We start from the raw sequence: 13,653 nt of genomic DNA, 5'->3' as shown, positions 1-13,653 counted from the left end.
ATGACTAGGGCGTTTTGAATCATCAAAGCGCCCTTTTTTTGATCGACATTTTTTAAACAACATTAGGCACGTTCTAAAGGCTATAAATTATGCTTTTTTATCAAGCCAATATCTGGAAAGTGCCAATCATAACGCACTGCCAGCATACGTATCACAAAGATGGTTAGCATGGTTGTTGACTCCGTAACCCAAGAGGTGATGCCCATACCTTCCATAATAAAATAAACGATACCGCCGATAATAGCTGCGGTGACATAAATCTCACGCTGCAATACCAGCGGAATCTCATTACAGAGCATATCGCGAATCACAGTACCAAACAAAATATTGAGTACCCCAAGCAAAATACAAACAGGAATATTCGCGCCCATCTCTTGCGCCACCTGAATACCAATTAAGGTAAAGATCGCTAGCGCTAATCCGTCAAACAGCTTCAGTAAACCATCGACGTGACGCGCTTTTGGATTACAAAACATCTGAAAGCCCACCGAAGTAATAGTGATAATCAACAGGTAATTCATATTCACCATCCAAAATAGGGGATAGCGATCGAGAATAATATCACGCGCGGTAGGGCCACTAATAGCGGCAATCATCGCCACTAATATACAGCCGAATACATCGAAGTTTTTGAATTTAGCTAAGATAGTTCCCGAGACGCTACAGGCAAAAATACCAAACATCTCAAGCCAAAACATAAATGAGGTGGGCTCAAAGCGAGTCACAAACTCAGGAGTAAGAGCGAGCGGGATTTCAGCAAGTTTATCGACAGCTGGAGCAATAGTAGCGGAAGCAGAGGTTAAAGTGGTGCTGATTGGGGCAGATAATATATCAAAAGATTTACCAAATAAAGTGATGCAGCAAGCGTTGAGCCAGGCATAAAGATTGACACTGATAATACTGATCATAAGCGTTCACATAGGAAACCCACAAGGACAATTAAGCTAATGTCAGTTGACCAAGCGGATGGAGGGAAGATGCCAATCAAAGCGCAGTGCAAGTATCCGCACCGCAAAGATGACGCCAAGCATAATAAATTCGTTCAAGCTGGAGTTGATACCGTAATGCGCTAATAATAGGTAGGTCACTGATCCTGCGATACTAGCAGAGATATAGATCTCACGTTGCAACAGTAGTGGTAACTCATTACAGATAATATCGCGCAAGAGGCCACCCAAAATAGCAGTCCATACACCCATCATAATCGCAATAACAGGCGATAAGTCTTGATTGAGCGCAATCTTAAAGCCAATAACGCTAAAAGCGGCCAGACCAATCGCATCGAATAGATTGAGCATATTATCGATTTTAGGAGAAAGATGAAAGAATATTTGTACGACAAGTGAGCTAATGGTGATCACCAACACATAATTGAGATCGGTCATCCAAAATAGCGGATGACGATCCAGCGCCATATCGCGTAGTGTGCCGCCACCAATAGCGTTGACCATAGCCACTAAGATGCAACCTGCGATATCAAAACCTTTATGCTGCGCCAGCAAGGTGCCGGCAACTGCACAAGCAATAATACCAATCATATCTAGTAAATATAGCAAAATATCAGGAAAAATTAAATTATTGGTCATAATGATTTTCTGGTAGCTTTTTGCGTAGATGAGGGGTGTTGAATCAATAGTTAACAATCTAAATGAGCTAATGCAAATCAGCCGTCTTTAGCAAATAATATTAGTCCTATGATAATCAGGGCAATACCTAGCAGTCCCATCGCTGATGGTAAGGCATTGTTCAGCAATAACATCCCACCGATCAGCGCAAATATCACTTCACTGGCTTGGGTCGAGTCTACGCCAGCGACTTCGCTCGACGTCACAGCACGTTCGCGAGCGTATAAAAATATACTGGTTGCACCAACCCCTGCTAATAATGCTACCAGCAAGGTATTAAATAGTTGCGCGCTATCAGGCAGTTTTGGATGCACTATAATGCCTAAAATGAGCCAAAATGGCAAACTACCAAGGGTCATCAGCCACACTTTATTAAAAGCGTTTTGCAGTAGGTCAGTGTCGATAGCAGGAATACGGCTAATCAGCTTTTGTAATGGCGATTGAGTTGGTATAGCAGCGTGAATAGCGTTGTTACGAGGCGTGATACTTGAATTACTCAAATGATCATCACCAAAATCCTGATGATCAGCATTCTGATTAACAGAGTTTTCATGAGCTTTGCGGCGCTCGGCATTTTGCATACGCGTATTATAGGACACTTGCCAAACCAGCTGATTGCCAATCGGGTAGCAAAAAGCAGCCAGCAATGCAGGCAGGGCACCAAAGAGTAGCATATCTGTCATCGATACCGTAGCAGCTATATCTACGGCCTCAGCAGCTTGCAGACCTTCACTAACGTTAACTAGTAATACGCCTAAGAATACCAAGAAGGCATAGATAATAAACTTTTTATCAAAGCGTTGATCAAAGGCTAATAGCACAAGCAAGCTGGTAACCACAGTGAACATAAAAGTTGCCGCAACCACCCAGCCTGCGACATGATCAGCGGCGTAGCAAATACCCGTATAGAACACACCAAAACCGATACTGCCCGTAATACACCAAAACTTCCAGTGTGCAAAAAAGATAGTGGTTAGCGCTCTAATACGTCCAAAACCGTGTTGCATCGTAATAATGACAGTGAGCATCAACCACATAAACAAGTAACGCAAACTGGCTGACCAAAACCAATGACCACCAGCCGAGCTCATAGCTTCATTTAAGATAAAAGTAGAACTAAACAGCGCTCCTGCTAATAAACCTAATAAGATCAGTTTGATCATTACTGCACCCTTGCGCTTGTAGCTTTGAAGTATTTTTGATTTTTAATTATTTAGGGTCTGTTTGATCATTCGACCGTGGCACTGACAGAGACTATTTTTTTAGGCGCTTCGCAGATAAAAATTATAAGTTTAGTCATTCTAAGCGTCTATTTTTAGCAATGAAGCGGCAAAAAAGAGTCCTGTCCCACTCGAGCACAGCTCTCGTCTTGCGAACGGGCAAAGCAGTGCTTTGCTCGATCCGTTCTCAGGGCTGATGCTAAAATCGCTCTATTCGTTGTAACCGTCTAACTAAAATCAGCTAGCTAAGGCATCTGCATTACCTGCAATTTTTACTTAGACTAGAACCATTTTAGCTATCAGCAGTGCCCTCTTGTGAATGTTCAACAGACCCTATTCTAAGCCAAGTAAAACTGTTGCAGATTAGCGCTCTTAATCTGATATTTCGCCTTTATAACATGAAAGCAGCGTCCTCGTCTAAAAAAAAGGTACTTAGAATAATCTAAGCACCTTTTAATAAGCAATAAATAACTTTTAATACAAACTAGTCCAAACGCAATAACTCATTGACCGCTGTTTTTGCACGAGTTTGCGCATCGACTTTTTTGACGATGATAGCAGCATATAAACTATGTGTGCCATCTTCTGAAGGTAAGCTACCAGGCACTACTACTGAGCCTGCTGGCACGCGACCACGATGAATCTCGCCCGTCTCACGGTCGTAAATTTTGGTTGATTGACCAATGTAGACGCCCATAGAGATGACCGCGCCTTCTTCAACGATCACACCTTCAACGATCTCAGAGCGCGCGCCGATGAAGCAATTGTCCTCAATAATAGTAGGGTTAGCTTGTAAGGGTTCTAATACACCACCGATGCCGACACCGCCTGATAGATGGACGTTTTTACCGATTTGCGCACATGAGCCAACCGTCGCCCAAGTATCTACCATCGCGCCTTGATCGACATACGCACCGATATTGACATAAGACGGCATTAGTACTGCGCCTGCTGCGATGTAAGAGCCTTTGCGGGCGACTGCTGGCGGTACGACGCGCACGCCAGCTTCTTTGAACTGTGCTTCAGTCCAGTCAGCAAACTTAGTCGGTACTTTGTCATAGAACTGTACGTGGTCACCAGCGGCTTGAACATAATTGTCATTTAGGCGAAATGATAATAAAACCGCTTTTTTGGCCCATTGATTGACAACCCATTCGCCATCTTTCTTTTCAGCGACTCGCAAGCTACCGTTATCTAGCTGCTCAAGCACTTGCTCGATAGCACTACGTACATCCTGTGGCATGGTAGTTGGACTATACTCGTTGCGGTTTTCAAAAGCTTGTTCGATGGTCTGTTGTAATGACATAAAAATCCTTGAAAAGTTATTAAGTAAAATTTTGACTAAATGCAGGCTTATTGTCGCTAATTTAGCCGTCTTTAGCAAATTGCGTCATAGAATAAGGGCTTACTCTGAGTGACTTACTTCGTCTAACCAGTTTAAAATATCTTGATAAACGATAGTTTTTTCTTGCTCATGTAAGGGCTCATGACGCATATTAGGATACAGCTGACTGCTCACTTTGCTAAAGCCTTGATTTTGTAAGCGCTTAACCACAGCACGTATACCGCGAGCCATATTACCGATAGGATCGTTTTTACCGCTGACAAATAGCAGTGGAAAGTCTTGGTTAAAGGTAGTTGCCCAACCTTTATTCAGCCCTGATTGCATCAATGAAAATAAAGTCAAAAAGCCATTATTAGTAAATTCAAAACCCGTAAGGGGATCGGCCTCGTACGCGGCGATATTAGCTTCGTTTTTGCTTAACCAAGCGAAAGATGATGATGAGCTGCGATCTAGTAGTTTACTATTGAGTAGCTTATTCATCGTCTCAGCAAATAGCGTATTAGGCTTTTTGGGAGCGGCCTTTGCCAGTATTTTATTGACAGGTAATATGAGCTTGATGAGAGGGTTAGTATCCGCTGTGCCCATAAGGATCGCCCCTGAAAAGTCATGGGAATGGTGCTTGAGCACCGTACGCACGATAAACGAACCCATTGAATGACCCATAATAAAATGTGGCACATCAGGGTGACGCGACTTGATGCTATCCGCCATGATGATAGCGTCTTTTAATAACGACTGCATCGGATGCTCATGACCGAAAAACCCCAGCTCATCTTCTGACTTGACGGTCTGCCCGTGACCTAGCTGGTCATAGGTAACAACAGCGATACCATTGTCTGCTAAAAACTGGGCAAATTCAGTATAGCGACCACTATGCTCTGCCATACCATGCACGATAAGCAGTGTTGCTTTTACTTTGCTATCTTTTGTAGTATCCGCGGGCTTAGCAGCGGGCTCAAAAAAGGTATGATGCAGATAATGACTGTTATCTGAGGAGGTGATTTGCTCGGTTGTACTCATAAAAGATTCCTAAAATCTTGCAATCAATAAAATTTAAAAAGAGTTATAGTTACGTCTCTATAGATAGGACTATAAACCATCTTTCAAACGATTATAGCTGTTTTTATCTATTCTATCGTATTAGCGCTGATAAATCGTTTTACCTTCTTTAATGGTCTGCATCACTTTGACGTCTTTTAGCTTACTTGGCTCAATCGTTAATGGATTGGCGTCCAAAATAACCAAGTCAGCGAGTTTACCTACGGTTAAAGACCCTTTGCAGTCACTATCACAATCAGGCACTGGTGCTAGATACGGCTGACTAAAGTAGGCGGTCTTACCTTGCGGTGAGCCGTCAGCGATAATCTTAGTCCCTTGTACTTTGAAGCCGTTTTGATAGGTTTTCCAGACAAAGTCATTATCGGCTAAATTCTCATCTAAGTCGCTAACGCCAGCTAGGGATACTAAGTCAATTTTGAGCTTGCCTGCATCTGCTTGTGATTGAAAGAACTTAATGGCATCACGGGTGGTCGAGCCATCTTGCGCAGTGGTAACCCCATTCTCAGCGTAGTAGTCTTGCGTTCGATCAAAAAACTCGGCTTGTTTGGGCGCTAGCACTTCTAGCAAATTGCGCACGAAGGGATACATCGCAGTTTCTTGCACGAGACCATTAGGTTCATTTGAGCCTTTGACTCGAGCAATATTGCCACCTTCTGGTGCTTTACTCTCGGCTGTGATGTCCATTTCGGCTAAGCCTTTGGAGTTTGCCACGCCCATATGACCGCTGGTATGTTGCAGATAGACAGGATTGTCAGGCAGTACGCTATCGATCTCATTCTTGGTCGGATGACGATCTTCCGCTAATTGCGTCTCATCGTAACCCCAACCAAATATCCATTCGCCATCTGCGATATTGTTATCTTTTTTATAAGCCTTTAATGCCGCGAGAATCTTGTCGATGCTATCGATTTTGCAGACAGGTGGCGGATTGAGGTCAGCTTGTCCTACCGTATTGGACACCATGCCAAAATGGCTGTGCGGATCGATAAAGCCTGGCAATAAGGTTTGATCTTTGAGATCGACTTGCGCGGCATTAGCGTATTTCGATTGCGCCTCATCTAGGCTACCAACGTAAGCAATTTTGCCACCTTTAGTCACTACCGCTTCAACCATTTGCGGCTTATCACCTTCCATAGTAATGATATCGCCATTGTAATAAACGACGGCTGATGAGTCTGAATCCTCTGTAGGTTCGCTTAATGCCGTAATTTTGGGAGTCTCTGCTGTCGTATCAGCGATCTGGCTGCACCCGACTATAGCGAGCAGTGCCACGCTCAAAAAGGTGGGTTTAAATAAGTTTTTTGCTACTGATTGATTTGCTAAAAAGCTCACAGATTCATCCTTGAGACGGTTGTCAAGTAACCAAATTATCAAACACGCCCTAGCATCGTACAATAGACTGACCCAAAATTATATTAACTTATGGTTTAATCTTAACCGATTATATTTTTCAACAGAATTGAACCACTCTTTTAAACGAATAAAAGCATTATTTATGAAAAACTCACCATCACCGAAGCCACCATCACAAAAGTCGCTACCACGAAAACTATTACTAGTAGGAGCAGGTCACGCTCATATCGGTTTGCTACGTCAGCTTATTGATGCCAAGAATCGCTTAAATAGCTTGAACAATTTACAGATAACCTTAGTCACTGAGCAGCCACAAACGATTTATTCAGGCATGTTGCCTGGGTGGATGGCGGGTCATTATAGTCTTGCCGATATCAGTATTGATGCTAAGTCACTATGCAAAAGGGCTGGCGTGCGCTTTATTCAGCAAAAATTAGCTAAAGTAGAGGCTGATTCCTCTTTATTGAGCACGACTAAAAACAATACCTTTGATTATGACTTGTTATCCCTAAATACCGGTGCCGATACGGATATACGCTGGCTGAATAATGATCAAGAGCAAGCTGATATCTCTAAAAAAGTTATCCCTATTCGTCCAATCTATCCATTCGTTGAGCGTTGGCAGCAGATTATTGTAGACGCTAAGGGTTCCGATCAGTATCATTTGGCAATCGTTGGGGCAGGCGCGGCAGCAGTGGAGCTGGTATTAGCGGCGCAATATAGGTTGCAACAAATCAATGGCAATAACAATAACAATCATCAAGCCTATTTAGTTTGTGGTGATCATTTATTACCGAGCTTTAATGAGCGTTTTCGACAAAAATTTATCGGTCAGCTTGAGCGCCACAACGTCAAAATCATTTATTCTAAAGCAAAAGGCTATAGCGAGGGTCAGCTATATACGAATACCGATGCCTTGTCTATGAATGCGGTGATAGCAGCTACTGGTGTGACAGGTTCGGCTTGGACGGATTATACCGATCTGCAAACGGTAGATGATGGTTTTATTGCAGTAAATGAGATGCAGCAAAGCGTCTCTCATTCTAATGTATTTGCCGTTGGTGATGTAGCCACTCGTGTCGATCAAGATATGGCACACTCAGGAGTACATGCGGTATTCGGTGGTGCTGTCGAGGCTGATAACTTATTAGCGTATTTGGCAGATAAGCCCTTAAAGAGATATAAACCCAAAAATCGTACGCTTTATTTATTATCTTGCGGTGATAAATATGCGATTGGTAGTTGGGGGAAATACAGCACTCAGGGGCGCTGGGTTTGGACTCTTAAACGACACATTGATAAGCGTTTTGTTAAGTCAGCTAATCGGTAAATATATTCATCTAGATAGAAAAAGTAACGTTTTTAATCATAAATATTTATAATCAATACTGTATTATTGATTAGATAAACTATATAGAGCAAGATTTTATAAGCCATAAGCAAGCCAAATAAAAAAGTAAATGAACGAATGAAAGGATTCTAAATTATTATGAAATCTACTATTGAGCTGCTTGAATTCACCGACTTTCCTGCTATCAAACGTCGTGAGCTGACGACGCTGCAAGTCAATATGGGCTATTTATGTAATATGTCCTGTGTTCATTGTCATGTGGCTGCTAGCCCGTACCGTACTGAGATGATGTCACGCGAGCTGGTTGAGCTAATACCACAAGTTCTGCAGGCGCAAGGTATTGATACGTTAGATCTAACGGGCGGTGCGCCTGAGATGCATGAGGATTTTAAATATTTAGTCAAATCTGCACGCGATATGGGTGTCACCGTCATTGACCGCTGTAATCTTACTATCCTTATGGAAGAAGGTTATGAAGATATGGCGCAGTTTTTGGCAGACAATCAAGTCGAAGTAGTCGCCTCATTGCCTTGCTATTCGCTAGAGAACGTCGATAAACAGCGCGGTAAAGGCGCGTTTGATGACAGTATTTTAGGATTGCATAAGCTCAATGCCCTAGGTTATGGAAAGGGTTATGGCAGAGAAGGCTCCGGTTTGACCTTAAATCTAGTTTATAACCCGCAAGGCGCAAGTTTACCGCCTGATCAGCAACAGCTAGAGGCCGATTATAAAAGTGAGCTAAAAGAGCACTTCGATATTGAGTTTAATCAATTGTTTGCGCTAACCAATATGCCGATTCAACGCTTTGGCGCGGTATTGCTCGCCAAGAATGAGTTTCATCCTTATATGGATTTGCTAAAGGACAATTATGTCGCTGCCAATCTAAAAGACGTGATGTGCCGCGAGACTATTAGCGTTAATTGGCTCGGGGAGCTATTCGATTGCGACTTTAATCAGCAGTTAGAGATTGCCGTACCGAATAAATCACGCCGACAGTTAAGCGATTTATTAACTCAAAATCCGCGTGGTGATGAGATTGCTATTGGTGACCACTGTTACGGCTGCACCGCAGGGCAAGGTAGTAGCTGTGGCGGCGCTCTCGATGAAGTTGAGGCACAAGCGCAAGTTTAAAAAATAGCATTTAATCTATTTAAATGAGTTCACAAAATTTTAATTATGTTTTTTATAAAGGACAACGCATGAAAAAGGTACTCATTGTCCTAGTGGTCGTTTTGGTCGTTGCTGGATTTTTCTTATTTGGCTTTAACGATTTATTAACCTTAGAAGGTATTCAAGCACGTCTAGGGCAGTTCTACGAGTGGCGCAATGAATCTCCACTATTGGTAGGTGGACTATTTTTCTTAGCATATGTACTTATTGCTGCGTTTTCATTACCTGGTGCCGCATTAATGACTTTGCTCGCAGGCGCTTTGTTTGGGCTATGGTGGGGTCTGCTGCTAGCCTCATTTGCCTCTAGTGTTGGCGCGTTATTTGCCTTTCTTGCAGCGCGGTACCTGTTGCGAGAAAGCTTCCAAAGCAAGTTTGCCAGTAAGCTAGATAGCATCAATGCGGGTATTGAAAAAGACGGCGGTTTCTATTTATTTACCTTACGCTTGCTGCCACTATTTCCATTCTTTATTGTCAATATCTTGATGGGTTTGACTACCATTAAGACTTGGACTTACTACTGGGTGAGTCAGATCGGCATGCTGGCAGGTACTTTCGTCTACGTCAATGCGGGCGTGCAGCTGGCGCAGATTGAGAGTCTTGGCGATATTATTTCACCGACATTGCTTGCCTCATTTGCGCTACTAGCTGTTTTCCCGTTAATCGCCAAAAAAGCACTCAACTGGTATAAAGCGCGTCAAGTCTATAAAGGCTGGATTAAGCCCAAATCTTTTGATCGCAATATGGTCGTGATAGGCGCAGGTGCAGCAGGTTTAGTCTCCTCTTATATCGCGGCTACGGTTAAGGCCAAAGTCACACTAGTTGAAGCGCATAAAATGGGCGGTGATTGTCTGAATTATGGCTGTGTACCCAGTAAATCACTAATCAAAAGTGCCAAAGTGGCCAATAGCATGCGCCATGGTGAAAAGTACGGTCTGCAAAATGTAGAAGCTGAATATGATTTTAAATCAGTTATGGCACGTATTCATAAAATTATCGAGACTATCGAGCCGCATGATAGTGTGGAGCGCTATACCGATCTTGGCGTCGATGTCATCAAAGGTTATGCGACGATTATCGATCCGTGGACGATAGAAATCGCTAGTAATGATGCTAATGACACAAACAGCACTCAACGTCTAAGCACTCGTAGTATCGTTATTGCGGCAGGTAGTAAGCCGTTTATTCCGCCTATTGAAGGCTTAGAAAACATTGACTATTTAACCAGTGATAACTTATGGGAAAAGCTTAGCCATCAGTCAAGTCCACCTAAGCGCTTAGTGATTGTCGGTGGTGGCCCTATCGGCTGTGAGTTGTCGCAAGCGTTTGCACGCTTAGGTTCAGAGGTTACTCAAGTACAGCGTGGCGAGCAACTGCTCAATAAAGAAGACTTAGAGGTAGCAGAGTACGCCAAGGCATGTCTAGAAGCTGATGGGGTACGAGTACTACTTGAACATGATGCGGTGCGTTGCGAACGTGTCAGTACTGGTGTTGAGGCTGACGGACAGAGCAGTAACCGTTTAACGCTTAAACACAACGGTATTGAGTCTGCTATCGAGTTTGATGAGATAATTATAGCAGTGGGTCGGCAGTCGCGGCTGACCGGCTATGGACTGGATAATCTGGGCATCGATGCCGAAAAGACCATCGTCACCAATGATTACCTTGAGACCAAATTTCCTAATATTTTAGCGGCAGGCGATGTGGCAGGCCCTTATCAGTTTACTCATGTCGCCGCGCATCAAGCTTGGTACGCGGCAGTTAATGCGCTGTTTGGCACGTTTAAAAAGTTCAAAGCGGACTATCGGGTAATTCCTTGGGTCACTTTTATTGATCCCGAAGTCGCGCGCGTTGGCCTGAATGAGATCGATGCCAATAAGAAAAATATCAAATATGAAGTCACGCGCTACGATATCAGCGATCTGGATCGTGCGATTACTGAAAGCCAAGCGACAGGTTGGGTCAAAGTATTAACGGTACCCAATAAAGATAAAATATTAGGCGTGACTATCGTCGGTAATCACGCTGGCGAGTTACTTGCCGAATACGTCCTCGCTATGAAGCATAACCTTGGACTCAACAAAGTCCTTGGCACTATTCATACCTATCCTACTATGAGTGAAGCTAATAAATACGTGGCAGGAGAGTGGAAACGCAATCATGCACCCGAAAAGCTTTTAACTTGGGTAGAAAAATTCCATAAATTTAAACGGAGTTAAGATTATGTCAATATCGAATAGATCAACCCAACGTTTTGCTAAGCGCTCAATTAAAGGCTTAGTAGTACAGCCTGTTATTGCAGCCGCTATCTTGTTATCCAGTACGGCTGCCTTTGCCGACTTTAACCACAGCAGCTGGGATAGTTTACTTAATAAAAACGTCACGATGACTAACGGTGGTAAGGCCTCTGTAGTCAATTACGCTGGCATGAAAGCGGATCAAGCCAAGCTCGATAGCTATATGGCCGCCACTAGTAAAGTCAGCCAGTCTGAGTTCAATAAATGGAGCAAGGATGAGCAACTGGCATTTTTGATCAATGTCTATAACGCAGGTACCGTTGAGCTGGTCTTAACTAAATACCCAGGTATCAAATCGATCAAGGATATCGGCGGGGTATTTGGCTCACCTTGGAAACAGAACTTCATTTCATTATTAGGTAAAACGCGCTCGCTTGATGATATCGAGCATAATCTCATTCGTGGCTCTAAGCGCTATAACGAACCTCGTATTCACTTTGCCGTCAACTGCGCTAGCATCGGTTGCCCAGCGTTGTTAGATGATGCCTTTACAGCTAGTAAGCTCGATAAGCAGCTAGAGCAAGTCACTAGTAAGTTCCTAGCTGATAGCAGTCGTAACCGCCTCAAAGGCAGTACTCTTGAGGTATCGCCAATATTCAAATGGTATAAAGAGGACTTTGAAACCAATTGGCGCGGTACTAAAGACTTAGAAGGTTTTTTAGGTCGTTATAGCTCATCACTAGGTCTTAATAAGTCCCAAACGGCTGATCTAAAAGATGGCAAAACCAAAATTAGCTATACTAATTATGATTGGAACTTAAATAAAAAATAATGGTAATAAAAAATAGAGGCAATGTCGCTAAATATGAACACCGTTTCTATCATCACTCCCATACTCAACGAGGCAGACAATCTGCCTCTTTTGTTTGAGAACATTATTAGCTTAAAGCCAGCGCCACAGCAAATAATAATGGTCGATGGTGGCTCAACTGATCGCTCAATTACAGTCGCTAAAGTGTTGATAAATGATTTTCTTAGCAGTGAGAAATCGAATATAAAATGGCAAATTATTGAGTCACCCTCTGGACGTGCAGTACAAATGAATGCAGGCGCCGCGCAAGCGACTGGCGATATATTGTTGTTCCTGCATGCGGATACTCAATTGCCTATGACTGCTATCAATGATATTTCATTAGCAATGAAAAGAGCTGATAATAATTATGAGTGGGGGCGTTTTAATGTGCGGCTAGACAGTCGCAACCCGATGCTCTGGTTAGTGGGTGCTATGATGAATGGTCGCTCAAGACTGACAAGTATCGCTACAGGCGATCAAGCTATTTTTATAAGCAAAGCGCTGTTTGAACAATTAGGTGGTTTCCCTAAACAGTCGTTGATGGAAGACATTGAGCTATGCAAAAGCTTAAAAGGTATCGCTAAGCCTGCTTGTCTAACAAGCAAAGTCATTACTTCGGCACGGCGTTGGCAGCAATATGGCACATGGCAGACAATACTGCTAATGTGGCAGCTACGCTTTGATTACTGGCGCGGAGAGTCGGCTGAGAGTATTAAGCAGCGGTATTATAAATAAAAGAACCTGAACCTATCATGAATAAAAAATCACAAACTTGCATTATTATCTTTGCCAAATATCCATCTCAAGGAATGGCAAAGACCCGTTTGCAACCTGCGCTTGGTATCGATGGTGCGGCAAAAATAGCACGGCAACTATTGTTGCACAGTGTTGAGCAAGCGCTAGCCACAGGTTTTAGCGTTGAGATGTGCGTCAGCCCAGCGCCGACGGATCCGTGCTGGCAAGCGCTGGATTTGCCAAAGCCTTTACGATGGTCAGCGCAAGCAGAAGGTGATCTGGGTCTGCGTATGCTAATCGCCAGTCAGAATGCATTAACCAATTTCGATAAAGTCCTATTAACGGGTAGCGACTGCCCTGATCTAACTGCCCAAAGAATGCAAAGTGCTGCCCAGCAATTAGAGCAATATGATATATCTATGATTCCAGCTTTCGATGGGGGTTATGTATTACTTGGATTACAGCAAGCTAATGCGCACCTGTTTTCAAATATGACATGGAGCGTGAGCGATGTTGCAGCCGTGACCAAACAGCGCATAAATGATTTGGGCTGGTCGCTAGCGTTGTTAGAGCCATTAGCAGATATAGATGAGCCTGATGACTTGCAGTATTTACCAACAGGCTGGCTAGCAGACTATACGTTGGTTAATTGAATGCTAAGCTAAAGATGTTTTTATTTCTACCATTATTATATTTAAAGGAAAACGA

At 43.2% G+C, this 13,653-nt stretch carries 12 protein-coding genes; 6 read left to right on the top strand and 6 right to left on the bottom strand.

The features are described 5' to 3' along the window. Positions 1 to 80: 80 nt before the first annotated feature. The 6 genes from ACR63T_RS09370 to ACR63T_RS09345 all read right to left on the bottom strand — a co-directional run bounded on the left by ACR63T_RS09370 (position 81) and on the right by ACR63T_RS09345 (position 6,581). Entirely contained in the window at positions 81 to 908 is an 828-nt protein-coding gene (locus ACR63T_RS09370; RefSeq protein ID WP_472783808.1) for a trimeric intracellular cation channel family protein, read from the bottom strand. 42 nt (positions 909 to 950) lie between these two features. Further along, complete coding sequence (locus ACR63T_RS09365; protein WP_201569701.1) at positions 951 to 1,586, bottom strand: trimeric intracellular cation channel family protein; 636 nt, start codon at positions 1,584 to 1,586, stop codon at positions 951 to 953. A gap of 77 nt (positions 1,587 to 1,663) precedes the next feature. Next, positions 1,664 to 2,788, bottom strand: coding sequence for a multidrug resistance efflux transporter family protein (locus ACR63T_RS09360; RefSeq protein ID WP_472783807.1), 1,125 nt, complete (start codon positions 2,786 to 2,788; stop codon positions 1,664 to 1,666). Between the two features lie 541 nt (positions 2,789 to 3,329). Continuing rightward, the gene (dapD, locus tag ACR63T_RS09355; RefSeq protein ID WP_472783806.1) at positions 3,330 to 4,151 is read right to left on the bottom strand and encodes a 2,3,4,5-tetrahydropyridine-2,6-dicarboxylate N-succinyltransferase; all 822 of its coding nucleotides are present in this window, start codon (positions 4,149 to 4,151) and stop codon (positions 3,330 to 3,332) included. Positions 4,152 to 4,250: 99 nt separating this feature from the next. Continuing rightward, a complete protein-coding gene (locus tag ACR63T_RS09350) occupies positions 4,251 to 5,210 on the bottom strand; it encodes an alpha/beta fold hydrolase (protein ID WP_305898576.1) in 960 nt (319 codons plus the stop codon). A gap of 120 nt (positions 5,211 to 5,330) precedes the next feature. Then, positions 5,331 to 6,581, bottom strand: coding sequence for an amidohydrolase (locus tag ACR63T_RS09345; protein WP_472783805.1), 1,251 nt, complete (start codon positions 6,579 to 6,581; stop codon positions 5,331 to 5,333). Positions 6,582 to 6,744: 163 nt separating this feature from the next. On the opposite strand from ACR63T_RS09345, the gene ACR63T_RS09340 reads away from it, so the two are divergent. The 6 genes from ACR63T_RS09340 (at position 6,745) to ACR63T_RS09315 (ending at position 13,598) form a co-directional block, all read left to right on the top strand. Next, a complete protein-coding gene (locus ACR63T_RS09340; protein ID WP_472783804.1) occupies positions 6,745 to 7,932 on the top strand; it encodes an FAD-dependent oxidoreductase in 1,188 nt (395 codons plus the stop codon). Positions 7,933 to 8,091: 159 nt separating this feature from the next. Beyond that, positions 8,092 to 9,084, top strand: a complete 993-nt coding sequence (gene arsS, locus ACR63T_RS09335) for an arsenosugar biosynthesis radical SAM (seleno)protein ArsS (RefSeq protein ID WP_472783803.1) — start codon at positions 8,092 to 8,094, stop codon at positions 9,082 to 9,084. 68 nt (positions 9,085 to 9,152) lie between these two features. After that, positions 9,153 to 11,339 carry an FAD-dependent oxidoreductase gene (locus ACR63T_RS09330; protein WP_472783802.1) on the top strand — a complete coding sequence of 729 codons (2,187 nt, stop codon included), beginning with the start codon at positions 9,153 to 9,155 and terminating at the stop codon, positions 11,337 to 11,339. Positions 11,340 to 11,343: 4 nt separating this feature from the next. Continuing rightward, on the top strand, positions 11,344 to 12,189 hold the full coding sequence (locus ACR63T_RS09325) for a DUF547 domain-containing protein (protein ID WP_472783801.1): 846 nt from the start codon (positions 11,344 to 11,346) through the stop codon (positions 12,187 to 12,189). A gap of 33 nt (positions 12,190 to 12,222) precedes the next feature. Further along, positions 12,223 to 12,945: a TIGR04283 family arsenosugar biosynthesis glycosyltransferase gene (locus ACR63T_RS09320; protein WP_472783800.1), complete on the top strand. Its 723-nt coding sequence runs from the start codon at positions 12,223 to 12,225 to the stop codon at positions 12,943 to 12,945. Positions 12,946 to 12,962: 17 nt separating this feature from the next. Beyond that, positions 12,963 to 13,598, top strand: a complete 636-nt coding sequence (locus tag ACR63T_RS09315; protein ID WP_472783799.1) for a TIGR04282 family arsenosugar biosynthesis glycosyltransferase — start codon at positions 12,963 to 12,965, stop codon at positions 13,596 to 13,598. Positions 13,599 to 13,653 lie beyond the last annotated feature (55 nt).

The sequence above is a fragment of the Psychrobacter sp. M17(2026) genome (assembly GCF_055699815.1).
This window is presented reverse-complemented; position numbering and strand designations above follow the sequence as displayed.